This is a genomic window from Pseudomonas fluorescens, assembly GCF_040448305.1.
In the GTDB taxonomy this organism is placed as follows: domain Bacteria; phylum Pseudomonadota; class Gammaproteobacteria; order Pseudomonadales; family Pseudomonadaceae; genus Aquipseudomonas; species Aquipseudomonas fluorescens_BH.
On the sequence record NZ_CP148752.1, the window covers coordinates 3,032,188 to 3,049,660 of the forward strand.

14 protein-coding genes and 1 pseudogene are annotated in these 17,473 nt (G+C 61.1%); 1 reads left to right on the forward strand and 14 read right to left on the reverse strand.

Annotated features, from left to right (window positions below):
* Positions 1-193: 193 nt before the first annotated feature.
* The 14 genes and pseudogenes from WHX55_RS13740 to WHX55_RS13805 all read right to left on the reverse strand — a co-directional run bounded on the left by WHX55_RS13740 (position 194) and on the right by WHX55_RS13805 (position 16,436).
* A complete protein-coding gene (locus tag WHX55_RS13740) occupies positions 194-2,707 on the reverse strand; it encodes a fused MFS/spermidine synthase (RefSeq protein ID WP_150758146.1) in 2,514 nt (837 codons plus the stop codon).
* Positions 2,708-2,890: 183 nt separating this feature from the next.
* The gene (locus WHX55_RS13745) at positions 2,891-4,471 is read right to left on the reverse strand and encodes an arylsulfatase (RefSeq protein WP_150758145.1); all 1,581 of its coding nucleotides are present in this window, start codon (positions 4,469-4,471) and stop codon (positions 2,891-2,893) included.
* Between the two features lie 73 nt (positions 4,472-4,544).
* Positions 4,545-5,573, reverse strand: coding sequence for an HAD family hydrolase (locus WHX55_RS13750; RefSeq protein ID WP_150758144.1), 1,029 nt, complete (start codon positions 5,571-5,573; stop codon positions 4,545-4,547).
* Positions 5,570-6,997 (reverse strand): BatD family protein, encoded by a 1,428-nt coding sequence (locus WHX55_RS13755; protein WP_150758143.1) that lies wholly within the window; start codon positions 6,995-6,997, stop codon positions 5,570-5,572. The genes WHX55_RS13750 and WHX55_RS13755 overlap by 4 nt, the downstream gene beginning before the upstream one ends.
* Positions 6,994-8,574 carry a VWA domain-containing protein gene (locus WHX55_RS13760; protein ID WP_353742890.1) on the reverse strand — a complete coding sequence of 527 codons (1,581 nt, stop codon included), beginning with the start codon at positions 8,572-8,574 and terminating at the stop codon, positions 6,994-6,996. The genes WHX55_RS13755 and WHX55_RS13760 overlap by 4 nt, the downstream gene beginning before the upstream one ends.
* 1 nt (position 8,575) lies before the next feature.
* On the reverse strand, positions 8,576-9,568 hold the full coding sequence (locus tag WHX55_RS13765; RefSeq protein ID WP_353742891.1) for a VWA domain-containing protein: 993 nt from the start codon (positions 9,566-9,568) through the stop codon (positions 8,576-8,578).
* A complete protein-coding gene (locus tag WHX55_RS13770; RefSeq protein ID WP_353742892.1) occupies positions 9,555-10,148 on the reverse strand; it encodes a DUF4381 domain-containing protein in 594 nt (197 codons plus the stop codon). Before WHX55_RS13770 ends, WHX55_RS13765 begins: the two co-directional genes overlap by 14 nt.
* Entirely contained in the window at positions 10,145-11,083 is a 939-nt protein-coding gene (locus tag WHX55_RS13775) for a DUF58 domain-containing protein (RefSeq protein WP_353743049.1), read from the reverse strand. Before WHX55_RS13775 ends, WHX55_RS13770 begins: the two co-directional genes overlap by 4 nt.
* 5 nt (positions 11,084-11,088) lie before the next feature.
* Positions 11,089-12,069, reverse strand: a complete 981-nt coding sequence (locus WHX55_RS13780) for a MoxR family ATPase (RefSeq protein ID WP_353742893.1) — start codon at positions 12,067-12,069, stop codon at positions 11,089-11,091.
* A gap of 8 nt (positions 12,070-12,077) precedes the next feature.
* Positions 12,078-13,028 carry a transporter gene (locus tag WHX55_RS13785; RefSeq protein ID WP_353742894.1) on the reverse strand — a complete coding sequence of 317 codons (951 nt, stop codon included), beginning with the start codon at positions 13,026-13,028 and terminating at the stop codon, positions 12,078-12,080.
* Between the two features lie 12 nt (positions 13,029-13,040).
* Complete coding sequence (locus WHX55_RS13790) at positions 13,041-13,805, reverse strand: DUF1254 domain-containing protein (RefSeq protein ID WP_353742895.1); 765 nt, start codon at positions 13,803-13,805, stop codon at positions 13,041-13,043.
* Positions 13,806-13,831: 26 nt separating this feature from the next.
* Positions 13,832-15,283: a DUF1254 domain-containing protein gene (locus WHX55_RS13795; RefSeq protein WP_353742896.1), complete on the reverse strand. Its 1,452-nt coding sequence runs from the start codon at positions 15,281-15,283 to the stop codon at positions 13,832-13,834.
* 79 nt (positions 15,284-15,362) lie between these two features.
* Positions 15,363-15,642 (reverse strand): annotated as a pseudogene (locus WHX55_RS13800) (hypothetical protein); the annotation flags it as partial.
* A gap of 368 nt (positions 15,643-16,010) precedes the next feature.
* A complete protein-coding gene (locus WHX55_RS13805; protein WP_353742897.1) occupies positions 16,011-16,436 on the reverse strand; it encodes a YciI family protein in 426 nt (141 codons plus the stop codon).
* Positions 16,437-16,846: 410 nt separating this feature from the next.
* Here WHX55_RS13805 and tpx point away from each other — a divergent pair, with 410 nt between their 5' ends.
* Positions 16,847-17,347, forward strand: a complete 501-nt coding sequence (gene tpx, locus WHX55_RS13810; protein WP_103393591.1) for a thiol peroxidase — start codon at positions 16,847-16,849, stop codon at positions 17,345-17,347.
* Positions 17,348-17,473: the final 126 nt, after the last annotated feature.

The window sequence follows — 17,473 nt, forward strand, 5'->3', positions numbered from 1 at the left end:
CTTCCATGGTCCAGGTGCGATTGCCTTGCGGTGCGCGATGACGCTTGATGCAGCTTTGCCGGATGGTCGGCGTCTGTCAAATAGCAGATGCTGTGAAGCTGATGGCCCTTTCGCGAGCAGGCTCGCTCCCACAAGGTACACATTCATCTGTGGGAGCGAGCCTGCTCGCGATGACGGCCGCCAAGGCGCTACATCACTCCCCGACAAACCACCGGTAATACGGATTCCCGGAATCCCCGCGCATCACCTCGCGCATATCCCTGGCCCAAGCGTCACGGTTTCCGTCGTAGGCATGCAGGCTCGCCCGATAGAACTGCATCAGGCGTTGTTGCTGGGTATTCATGCGCTCGATGAACCCGGCGTCGGCGTTCAATACGGCTGGCGGTTGGTGCAAGTCGAGCAGGGCCGGCAGCACGCGGCTGATCTCTTTTGAACGAACCCAGGGCGCGTATTCGATCCTGGGCTGATCGTCCGTCACCGGTTGCGCATCGCCAGCGAAGCGTTCAAGCCCCGCACGGTCAGTCACCCAAGTGGCGAGCAATGCCGCGGCCGAACCGACGCCGACATCCTGCAAGGTGCCGCGAACGCTGTCCTGCTGGAAGCGCGCATTGATTTTCGCCGCATCCAGTTCAATCGGCTCCATCGAACCCACCAGCAGCATTTCGTGGAATTCGCTGGTCCACAGGGTCGCGTACGGGAACACGTCGAGGAAACTGCGCACCAATGAGCGCGAGTCGTCGATGTTCTGCGTCGGCAGCGGCAGCCATTGCGCGACCAGGCCTTGTTTGTGCAAACGGCTGGCGGCCAGTTGGTAGAAGTCCCGGGAATACAGGTTGACCACGCCGGCAGCGGAGGGCGGTGGCGGTTCGAGGGTGATCAGGTCGTAGCGCTGCGGATTGCGCAGCAGTTCCTGGCGACCGTCACGCAAGCGCACATCGACACCCGGATCGGCCGCGGCATTGAAATTGCCCTTGAACAAGGGTGCCGCCTTGACCACCGAAGGCAGCAGCTCGGCGACCACACGATGTTCCAGGCCGGGGTAGCGGGTCAGGGCGCCCGCGGTGATGCCGGTACCGAAACCGATCACCAGTGCCGAGCGTGGCTCGCCGTTGTGGATCAACAGCGGCAGCAGCGCCTGGATCCGCATGTAGCGCAGGGACGGCATGGCGTCGCCGGTATTGGACACGCCCTGAATGTACAAACGCTGGAACGCTCTTTCGCCCTTGCCCTGGGTGACCACGGCGACGGTCCCGCCACGGCCTTCTTCGTAGAACGTCAGCGTGCCGTTGCGCGCTCCCGGCAGCAGGCTGGCGAGCTTGTTGACCGGCGTGAACACGGCAAGTGCCAGCGATACCAGGCCGATGGCAACCACCGCCTGGCGTCGGCCTTTCTTCACGCCATGGCCCTTGCGCACGGCAAGGTACGCGATAGCGGCGGCGATCATTGCCAGCAGGCCAAGGGTCCGCACCAGACCCAGCATCGGGATCAGGACAAAGCCGCAGAGCATCACGCCGACAATCCCGCCAAGGGTATTGAACGCGACGACTTCGCCGACGTTGCGCCCCACCTGTTCGCCGCCGACGCTCAAACGCAGGGCCAACGGGAACGCCGCACCGAGCAACAGGGTCGGTACAAACACGATGCTCAAGGCGGCCACGGCAAAGCGTGTGCTCATGCCCGCCAGTTCACTGCCGCCCAATGACAATACCCAGGATTCGGCCAGGGTCTGGGCGAGCACCAGCCAGCGTCCGAGCAACGCCACTTCCAGCAAGGCAATCGCGCCGGCTGCGGCGATCAGCAAACCGAACACCCCCCAGGGATCGCGCAGGCGATCGACCCGACGGGCCAGCAGCATGCTGCCCAGGAACAACCCGGTGAGGTAAGTCGCCAGCACCACGGCAAAGGCGTAGGTGCGGGTGCTCATGAATTGCACGATCGATTGCGACCACACCACTTCGTAGCCCAGGGCTACGCCACCGGCAATGGAGTACAGCCACAGGGCCAGGCGGTCGGGGGCTTTTTCAGTGTGATGTTTCACCGGGGCATCGACGGGTGCCACGCGCTGGCGCTGGAACCACAAGGCCCCTGCGGCGGCCAGCAGGTTCAGCATGGCGGCGACCAGCGCGCTGCCGCGCACGCCGAGGGTGGCAATCAACAAGAACGCAGCGAGCAGGGTGCCAGCGATGGCCCCGGCAGTGTTCGCCGCATACAGCTGCCCGCCGGCCTTGCCCAGGTGTTGCGGGTCAGTGGCCAGGGAGCGAACCAGCACCGGCAGGGTGCCGCCCATCAACAGCGCGGGAATGCCCACCAGCGCGAACGGCAGTACCCAGGCCAGCAAACCCACGTGTTCTTCCAGCCAGGCAAACGGGCTGGCTGCCAGACTCATGGCAAAGGTCGCAGCGACTCCGAGCACGGCCACCAGTACTTCCAGCCCGGCGTAGAGCACAACCGGTTGCTGCATCCGGTCCGCCCAGCGCCCGAACAGCAAGCCGCCCAGGGCCAGCCCGGCAAAGAACGCGCTGATCCCGGTGGTGATGGCATAGACCTCGACGCCTACGACCAGCGACAGCTGCTTGATCCACAGCACCTGGTACACCAGCGCGGCGGCGCCGGAGACAAACAGCAACAGGGCGGGGATCAACAGCGCCGGGGAGGCGACTTGAGGGGCAGGTATGGCCGACGACTTGCTGGCGACACGTGAGGTCATTGCGGATTGCCTTGTTCCAATTCGAAATAGCCTGTGACCGCACCGGCCCTTCGCGAGCAGGCTCGCTCCCACATTTGCAATGCTGCCCCTGTGGGAGCGAGCCTGCTCGCGAATGAAGTCGATGCGGTCCCAGATCGAAAATAAGTCCGCTCGCCAATGAAGGCGAGCGGTAGTCCAGCGGTCTTACTGTGCAGCTTTCATTTTTTCAGCGATTTTGGCGTCTACCGCAGCACGGATCTGGTCGATGCTGAAGCTGGCCGGTTTCTGGCTAGGTGGATAGTCGATGAAGGTCTGCAGGAACGTCGCCGATTTTTCGACGGCTACAGCCGCCAGGTAGACGTTCTTGGTCTGCCAGTCGTAATACTGGTCGGAAACCACGTCGGCACGTTCATACGGGTCCATCCGCAGGTTGAAGATCTTCGGTACGCGCAGGCATACGAAGGGTTCGCTCCAGACCTTGAAACCGCCGGGTGCGCGCTGTTCGCAGAACACGGCTTTCCAGTTGTCGAAACGCATCGACACCAGCACGCCGTCATCGTTGAAGTAGTAAAACTCCTTGCGCTCACCCTTTGGCGCCTGGCCGGTCAGGTAGGGCAGTTGGTTGTAACCGTCCAGATGCACCTTGAAGTTGGTGCCGCCGGACGTCGGTGCCCAACCCTTGAGCAGCTTGGTTTTCACGTCGGCATCGCCAGCGGCGGCCAGCAAGGTCGGGAACCAGTCCATGCCCGAGAACATCTCGTTGGACACTTCGCCCGGCTTGATCTTGCCTGGCCAGCGGACCATCGCCGGAACGCGGTAGGCACCTTCCCAGTTGGAGTTCTTCTCGTTACGGAACGGCGTGGTTGCCGCGTCCGGCCAGGAGAACTGGTTCGGGCCGTTGTCGGTGGTGTAGACGACGATGGTGTTGTCGGTGATTTTCAGGTCATCGAGGGTTTTCAGCAGTTTGCCGACGTCGCCGTCGTGCTCGATCATGCCATCGGCGTAATCGTTGCCGGGCATGCCGCTCTGGCCCTTCATCGATTCACGCACGTGGGTGAACAAGTGCATGCGGGTGGTGTTCATCCAGACGAAGAACGGCTTGTCCGCCTTTGCCTGTTTCTCGATGAACGCTTGCGCCGCGGCGGTGGTTTCGTCGTCGATGGTTTCCATGCGCTTGGTGTTCAGCGGGCCGGTGTCTTCGATTTTGCCATCGGCAAAGCTGTGGATCACGCCGCGCGGGGAGTAGGCCTTGACGAACGCGGGGTCGTCCTTGGGCCAGTACGGACGCTCAGGCTCTTCTTCGGCGTTGAGGTGGTACAGGTTGCCGAAGAATTCGTCGAAACCATGGTTGGTCGGCAGGTATTCATCCTTGTCGCCCAAGTGGTTCTTGCCGAACTGACCGGTGGCGTAGCCCTGGGACTTGAGGGCCTGGGCGATGGTGATGTCGCGTTTTTGCAGGCCCACCGGTGCACCCGGCATCCCGACTTTCGACAGCCCGGTACGTAGCGCCGACTGTCCGGTGATGAATGTCGATCGGCCGGCGGTGCAACTGTTCTCCGCATAGTAGTCGGTGAACATCATGCCTTCTTTGGCGATGCGGTCGATGTTCGGAGTCTTGTAGCCGACCACGCCCATGGAATAGGCGCTGATGTTGGTCTGGCCGATATCGTCGCCGAAGATCACGAGAATGTTGGGTTTTTCGGCGGCCCCGGCAGTTGCCGAAATTGCCATGACCGACGCTGCCACAAAGGCGAGCTTCGGTATCCACTTACGTATGCGAGTCATCTGACTGGCTCCTTATGCTCACTTGCGTCGCGTACTGCGACAAACGTTTATTGCGGTCCTGCATTACGTCTTTTTATTGCACTTGCTCAGGTGTGGCGGCATCGAACGGGTAGATTCGACGCCATTCGGATGCCATGTCGACGACCGTCCAGCCACGTTTGTTTGCTTCGTCCAGGGCCTTGTCCAGGCGACCGATCTGTGACTGTCGGTCGTAAGCCCATTCGCGTTTGGCGTCGGTGTGATGCACCAGGCCCATGAAGCGTTTGCCGGGACCGGCTGCGGTCCACTGGAGCATTTGCAGGTCGCCGTCGGAGTTGCCGAAGGCGAGGATTGGCCGACGACCGATCACCGCGTCGATGCTGACCGGTTTGCCCGGGCCATCGTCGTTGTGCGCCAGTTTCGGCGTGCGCAGGATCGACGCCTTGCCATCCTTGTAATCAAAGGTGGTAACGAAGGTCGTGCCGATAACCTGCTCGGGCGGAACGCCATAGACCTTCTCGGCGAAGGCGCGCATGAACCCGGTGTCGCCGCCGGAGACGATGTAGGTCTTGAAGTCCTTGCCGCGTAAGTAGTCGAGCATTTCCAGCATCGGCTGGAAGATCATCTCGGTGTACGGCTTGCCGGTTTTCGGATGGCGGGCCTGACTCAGCCAGGTCTTGGCGTAGTCATCGAAGGCTTCGGTGGTCATCCCGGTGTGGGTGGCACCGAAAATTTTCATCATGCCCTCAAGGCCGCTGGCAGCCAGGGCCTTGTGATCGTTTTCCAGCACCGCTTGGAACGGCTGGGTGGTTTTCCATTCCGGGTGCTGCGATGCGGTGCGCTTGACTTCTTCCAGGGCGAACAGCAACTCGAAGTACATCGGCTGCTCGCTCCACAAGGTGCCGTCGTTATCGAACACGGCAATGCGCTCCTCGGGTTTTACAAAGTCCTTGCTGTTTTGATCGGTGACTGTCTGCACGAATTCGATGATCTGCTTTTTCGACGGCCCGTCGTTCCAGGAGGGCAGCGGCTCGGCGGCCTGCACCAGCAGCGGCAGGCTCAAGGCCAGGGTCAGCAGGAAACTGAATGCGCGATGATGGCGTAGCGATATCGAGTTCGTCATGGCAAGTCCTTCTCGTGAACGGGGTTGAGCGGATGAAGAGCAGAGACGACTGATTCTCTATTGCGCCCGGCCTGACTATGCAGCGTAGACAAGGATTCCCCGATTTGGCGCAGCGCCTGTTCTTTGTCCGGTTCGCGGCCATAGCAGGCCCGCAGGAAGGTTTGCAGGCGCGGGCCGAGGCCGGTCAGTTTCAGGCCGTGGCGGCTGCGTCGGGTCCACAGGTACAGGGCGCTGAGTTGCGCCGGTTTGCCTTCGATTTGTGCCGGGATCTGCCGCCACGCATAGTCGGCGGACTCGAGCCAGGCGGCGTGTCGGGCGTGGCGTCGGGCTTGCCACATGAGGTGCGCGCGGCGTACGAGCGGGCGACTGAACCAGCCGAGTGCCACCACCGCCAACACCAGTGCCAATAGCCCGAACCAGTGCCCGGAAAGGTGCAGGCGATTGTGCTGGCCGAGTTTTTTCAGGTCTTCGGTGATTGAAAACACCGGCTTGTAAGCGCTGTTGGCCGCCGCGTCGAAGGTCACGGCAGGCACCGTGGCCGTGCGGGTTTGCTGACTGCTGGCATCCCACCATTTCAGTTCGACGGAGGGCAGGCTGTAGTGACCTTCGGTGTCGATTCGATAAGTCACGCTGTCGATGCGCTGGCCGCCATTGAAGTTGCCGCGACCGTCGTCCAGATTGTGGATTTGTGGCGCCTTCGGGTAGCGGCTCAGACCCTTGATGTCGTCCAGCGTTGGTGTCGGCAGTGCCATGGCCAGGGCACCGTCGGCCTGCAAGGTCAGTTCCCGGGTGATGCTGTCGCCGACCTTCAGCGGTGTGGCCGAGTTGACGGTCTTCTGGGTAAACCGCAGGCCTTGGGCCACCAGTACCGCCTCACCAGGCTGAAACCCCGGTGGTTGCGCGGCGTTGAAATGCAAAGGCTGGCTTTGGGCGCTGAGTGCGTGGCTGGCCTGACCCGGTGTGGCTTGTACCGTCAGTGCCGGAATGTCGAAGCCCTGGGCCAGGTTCGGGGTGATCAGGTAGCTGTAGCGCATGCCGCTGAAGGATTGGCCATCGAAGGTCTGGTTGATGTGCTGGGCATGGCCGTCCGGTGGCATCACCAATGCGCCGGGCAGTTTCAGGTCGGGCAGGGTGGGGGCGCTGGTGAACCAGGAGTCGGTGAAGACATCGAGTTGTAACTCGACCAGGCTGCCGACCATGACCTGGGTGGCGGGTTGCAGGCTGGCCTGGACTTTCAGCTGAGGGTCGGCGGCGAATGTGTTGAGGCTGATCAGGCCAATGAGCAGGGCGCCGAGTGTTGTGGTGAGTGGTCGGGCCCTTTCGCGAGCAGGCTCGCTCCCACAAGGGATTTGTGGTGCGCCTGGATCAAATGTGGGAGCGAGCCTGCTCGCGAAGGCCACGACTCGGACTTTCAGACCGATCATGGCTTGGCCCCCGCCTGATCCTGCAGACTGAATTTCTGCTTGAGGAATTTCGCCGGCGATGTGGTGAGGTTCTGCAACCATTGCTCATCCGAGGCCGCTTGCTGGGTCTCTACCTTTTTGCTTTGGCCTTTACCCGGCGCCTTATCCATCTTGATCTCGTCGGGTTTGACCTCTGGCGTGTTTTTCTCGGCGCTTTCGGTGTCTTTTTGCAAGGCAATGGCCAGGGCCAGGTTCGCCGTGGCTTGCGGGAATTGCGGCTGCAATTTCAGCGCCTGGGTATAGGACGCGATGGCTTGATCGAACTTGAAGCGGCGCACGTAGATGTTGCCCAGGTAGAAGTACGCCTGCGGTGTATCGAGCCGCGCGAAGCTGGCCAGTGCCAGGTCGAAATCGGCCGCGTTGTAGGCGGCCACGCCTTTCCAGTACGGATCGACAAACAGCGCCGCCGCCTGAGGGTAGTGCTCATGCTCGAAGGCCCAGCGACCTTGCTGGTCGCGGGTGAAAAAGGCATCGGTCAGCGCGTTGGCCTGTGCCGGCGCCGGTTGCAAGCCCAGTCCCACCGCCAGCAATAGTCCGGCGATCCAGTTCAGGTTCCAGCCCCTGCGTATGCTGAAGAAAGCGATCAGCAACAGCGGCCAACACAGCCAGTAACCGGCGTCCTTCCAGTGCAGTTCGCGCTGTTCATCACTGGCTGACTGGAAGTGCTGCTCGGCGTGCAGTTCGATCCAGTCCAGGTCGTCATCGTTGAGGGTCAGGCTGCCCAGCGGCGCATCCATCGACGATGCAAGTTGCTTGAGGGCGCCCTGATCGAAGCTGCCCATTTGCGGGCGACCGTTGCTGTCGGTGCGTGGCTGGCCGCTGGCATCGCGGATGATCCCGCCGTCGCTGCTGCCAGCCGCCAGTATCAGCACTTGCAGTGCACTGTCCGCCAGTTGCTTGTCCAGCCCGGCCAGTGCCGAGGTGTCGGCGCCATCGGTGATCAGCAGCAGGGTGCCAGGTGTTTTCTCGGTGGCGAGCAGGCGCTTGGCCTGATCGATGACCGCGCTGACATTTTTCCCCGCTTTGTTGATCAGGTCGGTGCTCAGGGCCTGAATGAACGTATCGAGCAGCGCCGGGTCGTCGGTGGCGGGCAATACCAGATGCGCGCTGCCGGCGTAGGCAATCAGGGCGTTGCGTGAACCGGCGCGGCGCTGGATCAAGTCATGGAGCTTGTGCTTGACCGCTTCCAGGCGACTGGGGGGAACATCGCTGGCGTCCATGGAGGGCGACAGGTCGACGGCGATGATCAGCGGCGCACGGTTTTCCAGAAAGTCCGGCCGGTCCTGCTCCCAGGTCGGCCCGGCGGCGGCGATGGCGCCCAGCACCAGCAGCGCACACACCAGATGCACCGGACGCAGGCGTTGCCGGTCTTGCGGGGTGATCAGCAGATGCGGCAGCAGGTGCGCGGCGATGTTGCTGCGCAAGCGCCGTTGCAGGTCCTGGTTGCGCCGCCACAGCAATGGCAGCAATGCGCCGAACACTGCGAGCAGCAGCCACAGGGGGCGCAGGAAATGGAAGTCGCTGAGGTTGATGTCCATGTCAGGCCTCCTGCCGTTGACGGGCGAGCATCAGCCGTGGAAGCAGCAGGGCGCCCAGGTGATAAAGCGCGAGCAGGGCGATGGCAGCGCCCAGCGGCCACCAGAACAGATCGCGTTTGGGCTGGTGGCTGAGGGTTTTCACCTGATGCGGGGTGAGCTTGTCGAGGGTGCTGTAGACCTGATCCAGGGCGTTGCGGTCTTCGGCGCGGAAGAAGCGTCCGCCCGTGGCGTGGGCAATCTCCTGCAAGCCTTGCAGGTTGACCTTGGCTTCGCCCTCGGCATTCGGGTCGCCGATGCCGATGGTGTGAATCACCACGCCTTTGGCCGCGGCCATGGCGGCCGCGTGATCCGGGGTGATGGCGCTGCTGGTGTCGTTGCCGTCGGTGAGCAGGATCAGCACTTTTTCCTGCTCACGGGCCTGGTCCAGCAGTTTCAGGCTCAACCCGATGGCATCGCCGATAGCGGTGTTGGGGCCAGCCATGCCGATGCCGGTGTCGTCCAGCAGCAGTGACAGGCTCGCGTGGTCGAGGGTCAACGGCGCCTGCGGATAGGCACCGGTGCCGAACACGATCAGTCCAATCCGATCGTCTTTACGTTTGTCGATGAACCCGTGCACCACTTCCTTGACCGCGGCCAGGCGATTGATCTTCTGGCCGTTGGCGTCAGTGAAATCGGTGGTTTCCATCGACTGGGAAATGTCGATGGCCAGCATCAGGTCGCGCACCGGCTGCTGGCGCTCGATGGGTTTTTCCACCAACACCGGCCGGCTCGCCGCCACCAGCAGCAACGTCCAGACCAGCAGGTTCAGGAGCAACTGCCAGCGGTTGTTGCGGGTGCCGGCCTGGCTCGGGGCCTGGCCGACAGCACGGCTCATCGCCGCGAAAAACGGTACACGCACGGCGCTGCGCGCCTCACGGTAATCGGGCAGATAGCGATAGCCAAGCCACGGCAGCGGCAGCAGGATCAACAGCCAGGGGTAATCAAGCTGCCACATGATGACGCTCCACCCAGGTTTTGCAGGTGCTGAACAGCTGCTGGCGCTGTTCAATCGGCATGGCCCGCAATGTTGCGTCGGGGGCGTAGGCCAGCAGCGACAGTTGTTGGCTGAAGTCGGCGGGTAGGGGTTGTTTACTGTGCCGCTGCAAAAATGCCTGCCAGTCCTCTTTCCCCAACGCCGCAGGAGACCCCTGTGGGAGCGAGCTTGCTCGCGATGAGGCCATGACATTCAAAGGTGGTGTCGACTGACCTGACGCTATCGCGAGCAGGCTCGCTCCCACAGGTTTTGTGTTCCAACCGGAGGGCATTGAAAGGGCCACGCGCTTGAGCAATTCTGGAAGCTCACGCAACGCGCTCAGGTCATTACTGCGCTGCTGCAATTCCTCCAGCCGCACCAACGCCTCGCGCCGATAACGATCGCGCCGCCATTGCCAGTATCGCCGCGCACCAAGCACTACCAGCGTAACGATCAACAGCGCCAGCAACGCCCACCAACCCCAGGTTTGCGGTGCATAACTGACTGGCGCCGGCAGTGCCATTTCCTTGAGTTGGTCGATGCTCGGGATAGCGGGGTTCATCGGCGTCCTCCGGCAAACTTGCCCAGTTCGGTACGCAGTTGTTCGTGGGCTTCTGTAGCGGTGCTGAACATCATCAACGGCACCTGACTGCGGCGCAGCAAGGTCGCGACGTCCTTGAGCCGCCCGCTGAGAAAATCCCCGAGCGGCTGATGCACCTGTTGCCGATCCACCGCCAGCTCCACCTGCAATTGCCCCTGGGTGATCAGCACGCGGCCGTTTTTCGGCAGGTTAAGCGCCAGCGGGTCGTAGACCTGCATGGCAATCACATCGTTGTGCGCCGCCAGTTGCCGCATCAGTTGCAAGGTGCGTTCGCCGGCCCCGGCGAAATCGCTGACGATGCAGATCAAGTGATCGTGACCGGCCACGGCCAGGCAGTGCTGCAGGACCTTGTCGAGCTGGTCTTCGCCTTCGGTGTCCGGGTTGGCGGCATTGAGTGCCTGGTTCTGCTCGGCGATGCGGCTGCACAGCGCTTCGATCCGTTTGCGGCTGCGCAGCGGGGCGATGCTGTCGATGCGTTGATCGTTGAAGACCAGTCCACCGACGCGGTCGCCGGCGTTGAACACCATCCACGCCGCCAGGGCGCCGAGTTCGGCGGCGACGACGGATTTGAAGCTGCGTTGCGAGCCAAAGAACATCGACATGCGCTGGTCTACGAGGATCAGGGTCGGGCGGTCGCGCTCTTCGGTGAATGTCCGTACCACCGGTTTGCCGGTGCGCAGGGACGCGCGCCAGTCGAGGTGACGCAAATCGTCCCCCGGCTGATAGCGCCGCAGTTCATCGAAGTTCAGGCCCCGGCCACGCAAACGCGAAGCGTGGTTGCCGGCCAGGATGCTGCCCTGGGGCTGACGCGCCAGAAAACTCAGGTCGCGAGCCTTGAACTCCAGGGCCATCAGTTGCGCCAGAGAGACATACACCAGGCCGTCGACGCTGTTCATGGACATCAGGCAGGAATCGCCACTTTATCGAGCAGACGGTCGAGCACCTGATCGGCGCTGACGCCATCGGCCACCGCGTCGTAGCTCAGTTGCAGGCGATGGCGCAGCACCGGGTGCACCACGGCGCGCAAGTTGTCCGGAGAAACGAAATCCTGGCCCTGCAACCACGCGTCGGCCCGGGCACAACGGTCCAGGCCGATGCCGCCGCGGGGGCTGGCGCCGATGCTGATCCAGCGCCCGAGGTCGGCGTCGTAATCGGCCGGGTGGCGAGTGGCATTGATCAGGTCGATCAGGTAGCGGTCGATGGCCGGAGAAACGTGCACGGCGCTGACTTCACGGCGTGCGGCGAACACCACGTCCTGAGACAGGGAGAAGCCCTGCACGGCAGCGATTTTGGCGCCGAGGGCCTGTTCTTCTTCGCGCAGCAGGCGCAGCACCTGGCTTTCGTTTTCCGCGCTCGGGTAATCGAGCAGCACTTTCATCAGGAAACGGTCCATCTGTGCTTCCGGCAGCGGGTACGTGCCTTCCTGTTCGATCGGGTTCTGGGTGGCGACCACGATGAACAGTTCCGGCAGCGCATGGCTGTTGCCGGCCACGGTAATCTGGCGTTCTTCCATGGCTTCGAGCAACGCCGCCTGGACCTTGGCCGGCGCACGGTTGATTTCGTCGGCGAGGATCAGGTTGCCGAACAGGGGGCCTGGCTGGAAGCGGATTTCGTTCTTGCCTTCGACCTGATGCAGCACCTCGGCGCCGGTGATGTCCGACGGCAGCAGGTCCGGGGTGAACTGGATGCGGCTCATCTTCGCGTCCAGGTGTCTGGCCAGTGACTTGACCGTGCGAGTCTTGGCCAGGCCGGGCAGGCTTTCGAGGAGCAAATGCCCGTTGGCGAGCAAACCGACAAGCATCTGCCGGATCACCTGGTCCTGCCCGAGCACCGCTTCGGCGATGCTGGCTTGCAGGGCGTTGAGGTCGTTGAGTGCGCTCATGCGGTCTCCTAGAAAAACGCCAGGGTCATGTTGACGCTGAATCCATTGCCTTCAGGGCGGTTCTTGGTGTCGAATTCCGGCACCCAGCGCGCATTGAAGTTGGCCTGGGCGTCGGCGAACTTGCCGGTCCAGCCCACTGTCGGGCCGGCACCCACGGAGCGCCCACGGAAGCCGCTGTCGGCGCCGGACCCCGAGTCATCGGTGATTTGCTGGATGTAGCCGGCTGCGATGCCGGCGTTCCAGCCATTGCCAAAGCCGTGGGTCCACAGTGCATCGAGGGTGTAGATGTTGCCGTTGCGATAATCGGTGGCGTCGTTCTCGGTGTAGAACTCCAGGCCGCTCGACAGCGTGAATTCGCCGCCCTTGCCGTCCAGATGAGTGAACGCCACGGTCGGCATGAAGGTGTAGTTGTTCTGCCCGGGGTTGGCCAGGCGATCGTCGTTGTAGGCGCCGGTGGGCACGTAGATCGGCAGCGAGAACGCGATGTGGTTGAGTTCGTCGAAGTGATAACCGGCGGCAATCGGTGTCACCAGCATGTCGGCGAACTGGGTGCCGGTGTCCGAAGAACCGAGGGTTCTGCCGCGAGGGCCGGTGATACTCGCGGTGATGTCGGTGTACTGCACCGGAACGCCAATGGCCGAGGCGTAATTCCAGCGACCCTTGCCGGTGTCCCAGACATGGGTGAAGTTGGCCATGGTGTAGGACACTTTCATGTCCAGCCCGGTACTCAGGGCACCGACGATCGGCACCTGGGCGTTGCCCTTGAGATCACCGTCATACCAGATGCTGGTCAGGGACATGACCCAACCCGGCTCCGGGGGCACGATCCCGGCATTGGAGAACACCTGCTGGCCGGTAATCGGCCGTCCGACACCACCTTCAGCCGCCAGTACCAACGGGCTGCCGCTGACCATGCACAGCGCCAACAACAGGGGGCGCACTACGAAAGGCCTGATCATGACTGACTCCACTTATTGTTTTTGATTGACGGGGTTCAACAGCGGCATTTTCCATTCGCCGTTGCTGACTTCCGGTTTTGGCAAATACAGGCGCAATATCCCGTAGAAGGGTCCGTTCGGTGCCGGCAGCCAATTGCTTTGCAGGTCTTTGGCCGGCGCCTTGTGTTTGTCGTAATGACTCAGGGTTTCAACCTTGTAGCCCTTCTGGATCTGCTTGACCTTGGCCAGATCCTTCTCATCGAACAGTTGTGCGCGGTACAGCGCATAGGCGATGTTGCTTTCACTGCGCAGCAAACGGTCGATGTTCAGCGGTTGCTGGCCCTGCCAGTTGGGCCCGGCGATCATGAAATGCCCGCCGTTGTTGCCGGTGCTGCGGGTGCCCAGGTACGCAAAGTTCTGCGTATAGGCGTCGATCAGTTGCACCGAGTAGTAACGATGCTCTTCGATGGGCGGCAGGGTCAGTACCAGTGGCTCGGCGCGCAAATCCATCCAGACAAAGGAGTAGGGCGTGTCGGCGTTCGGCGTGACAAACGCGGTGTCCCTGGCAGTGAAGGCCTTGGCGGTGTTGCCGATCTGATTGAACGGCGCCTTGAAGTTCGGGCTCTTCTTGTCCACGGCCTGGGTGTAGAGCGTCTTGTACATCTCCACCACCGGAAAGCCGTACAAGTAGGCCTCCCTGGCAATGGCCCGGGCTTCGTCCGGGGTGGCGGTGAAGTCGGCCCAGGCGCTGGTGCTGAGGGTCAGCGCAAGGCCGGTGAACAAAATGCGGTGATTCATATACATCCCTTATTGAACGTTCGGCGTCATTGCACAGCCGTGATGTCATCGAGTTTCCAGCTCTTGTCGAAATAGGTTTCTGTCGGCGCATACAGACGGAAGTAGCTGAACCAGTGTTTGCCCGGCAGGGTTTGCACCCAGTTGTCCTCAAAGCCTTTTGGCGCGGTCGGGCCGAAGTACAGGTCCACCGAGCCGTCGGCGTTTTTCTTCAAGTCCTGACGGGACGACAGGTCGGCCTTGCGCTGCGGGTTGTCGATCAGGCAGCGGCTGTCGATGTCGTATACGGTCATCGACCAGAACTGCCTGGCCGGCGGGTTGGCGCCGACGTGCAGGCGATAGCTTTTGCCGCCGTCGAGCCAGTTGCCCTTGCTGTCGGTGTAGGCGCCGAGGTAGGTCTGGCCCAGCCCCGGGGTTTTCGAGACCATGCCTTTGGTGTTGGTCACCGCCTCGTAGAACCAGGCGCTGCGCTCCCACAACTGGTCGTAATAGGCCACGCGCTGGGACGGATCGGTGATGTTCAGCACGCTGTCCCATTGCCGGTCCGGCCAGAATCGGGCATTGGGGAAACGCTTGGCGAAGGTGTTGGCCTTGGCGATCAGTTCACCGACCTGTGCACCCTGTTCCAGGGCCGCGCGTTGCTTGTCATTGGGGTTGAACAGCTTGTCCTTCTCGATACCCAGGCTGGCCAGCATGGCCATGTAGAAACGGTCGCGCTCGTTGACAGGTTCCTTCTGGATGATCTGGTGCAAGCGCTGCCAGTACGCCAGGCCACGAGGCTGGGTGCCGGACCAGGCTTTACCACCGGGAGACAGCAGTCTGGTTCTGGCAGGCTCCGCTCGCTTGGCATACGGGTACATCTTGAATTGCTCGACCAGCGCCTTGCCCTTGGCCGGGTCTGGATCAAGCACACGAAAGCCCACCAGCACATTCATGGTTTCGGATTTGGCCAGGTAGTATTTATGGGCATCCGCTGGCGGCTCGGCACCCGGTGGCAATACCAGGTACTTGCCGCCCTTGCCTTTGTCCGGGCCGGTCTGGCCCATGTCGATGATCGCCCGCTGCCAGAAATCGCCCACGCCACCGGCAGTCGGGCCTGGCGGTAGTTCAATCACCAGCGGCCCGGTTTCGTTGAGATCGACAAACCCGAGGATATACGGCGTGGTGGCGTTGGCCGTGATCACCCCGAGCTTGTCTTCGTAACTGTTGAGCACCATCAGGTCGCCGTTATGGGCACCCAGTTTGTCGCGGAATTCTTCCTGCCACTGGGCGTAGGACACCAGTGGCAAAGCCCACAGATAACTCTGGGTGGCCTGCTGGAAATCCAGTTCGGCGTAGAGCCTGGCGATCGACTCGTGGGCTGGCAGTTCGCCTTCCATGGCAATTTTGCCGATGCGAGTATCAAGTTCCTGGGCGCCCACGCCGCAGCTGGCGAACAGGGCCATCAGGCTGAAACCGGCTGTGCGAATTGCACCGTGCATATAAAAGTCCTTATTTACCGAAGGTGACGTTGATCCCGGTGTACAGCGTGAACTGTGGCAAGCCGTCGCCTTTGCGGTCGGCGGTCGGCGCGGTAATTTGCGGGCCGACGCCCAACTGCACGCCTTCAGTCTTGAGCAGGAAAATATCGAACAGGTTCAGGTTGCCGATGCCGGTGCTGTAACCGTTATGCGGATCGGGACGGGTGCTTACGGGGAGGGTGACGCGCAGTAATTGCGGGACACCGATAAAGTCATTCGGGGCCATCGTTGGCCGTCTCGGCGTTATCCGCGTGAGCACAAAAAGCAGGTGCGAGCGAAGTCACCCGGACAAAGGCGTACTTCCCCAATTTCTTAGACATTATTCCCCCGGTTCCCTGGTGGCTGATTGGGCATACGGCCGTTATCTTTGGCCGTGACTGCGTAATCCCTTTCCGATCAAGCCTGTAGGACTCGTCGGATGAAGTTAGCAGCTAACCACGGGTTATCCAGTTGAATGGCTTAATTCTTTCGTTTTGTGTGTAGTTTTTTGTTAATTTCGTGTAATAAAAAGTAGATACAGATCAAAGGCTTACCAGAATAAGTTAAACCGCTATCTAGTCAGTGTGGGAGCGAGCCTGCTCGCGAAGTCGGCCTGTCAGTCAACATAAGTGTTGAATGTGACGACCTCTTCGCGAGCAGGCTCGCTCCCACAGGAAACTGAAGAAACAGCCGGTTCAGTCAGTGCATCTCAATTCTTCTTTGCTTGCTCCCAAACCCGCTCTTCCTGCTCGCGCAGTTCTGGTGTGAACTCGTCACCAAAATCTTCGGCTTCAAACACCTGGCGAATCTCGATCTCGGCCTCGGTACCCGGCATCGGGTTGGGGCAGCGCTTGACCCATTCGATGGCTTCTTCTTTGGACTTCACTTTCCACAACCAGAAACCGGCAATCAGTTCCTTGGTTTCGATGAAGGGGCCGTCGATTACCGTATGTTTGTCACCGGAAAATTTTACCCGTGCGCCCTTGCTGCTCGGGTGCAGGCCTTCGCCCGCGAGCATGATGCCGGCCTTGACCAGTTCTTCGTTGTAGTTGCCCATGGCCGTCAGCAGTTCCTGGCTGGGCATGACACCGGCTTCGGAATCCTGGCTGGCCTTGATGATGATCATGAATCGCATGGTCTTGTCTCCGTTGCAGTTGAGTGGCTCGATTTGTAGTCGAACGACGGTGGAGCAATTCGACAGAGTATTAACAAAAGTTTTCGTCGATGACGTGTCCCGTGCCTTTCGTCATGAACATCGGGTAGCGGCGGGTGAGGGCGTACTCTGTACTTTTACCGACTTGTTCGGCTGACACACGAACCCTGTGGGAGCGAGCTTGCTCGCGATGGCGTCAGATCAAACACCAGCGATGTTGAATGACATTGCGCTTTCGCGAGCAAGCCCGCTCCCACAGGTTTGTGGGTTGTATCCAGTTTTGTGCCCTGTTACATGACAATTTATGTTTGACCATAGGTCGTAGGACAATTTCGTGGTTAACTTCGGCCTCGTCAAAATTCTCCACCACAACGTTCAGAAGGACTCCGTTCATGGCTCAAGTCACTCTTAAAGGCAACCCGGTTCAAGTCAACGGCCAACTGCCACAAGCCGGTTCCAAGGCGCCAGCCTTTTCCCTGGTTGCCGGCAATCTGTCCGACGTCACCCTGAAAGATTTTGCCGGCAAGCGCAAAGTGCTGAACATCTTCCCAAGCGTTGATACCCCGACCTGCGCCACTTCCGTGCGCCAGTTCAACGCCAAGGCCAGCGACGTGGCGAACACCGTTGTTCTGTGCATCTCCGCTGACCTGCCGTTCGCCCAAGCCCGCTTCTGCGGCGCCGAAGGCCTGGAAAACGTACAGAATCTGTCGACCCTGCGCGGTGCCGAGTTCATCCAGAACTACGGCGTTGCCATCGCCGACGGCCCGCTCAAAGGCCTGACCGCCCGTGCCGTCGTGGTTCTGGACGAAAATGACAACGTGCTGCACAGCGAGCTGGTTGGTGAAATCGCTGACGAACCGAACTACGAAGCGGCACTTGCTGTTCTCAAGTAAGTTAGCTCCATTACAATTGTTAACGGCCTGGCTCTGTCCAGGCCGTTTTCATTTGTGCTTCAGTGTCTTACACAAAACTCCTGTTACGTAAGCCAAAGGTAAATTGCCGGTAAAGGCGCTTTGCTT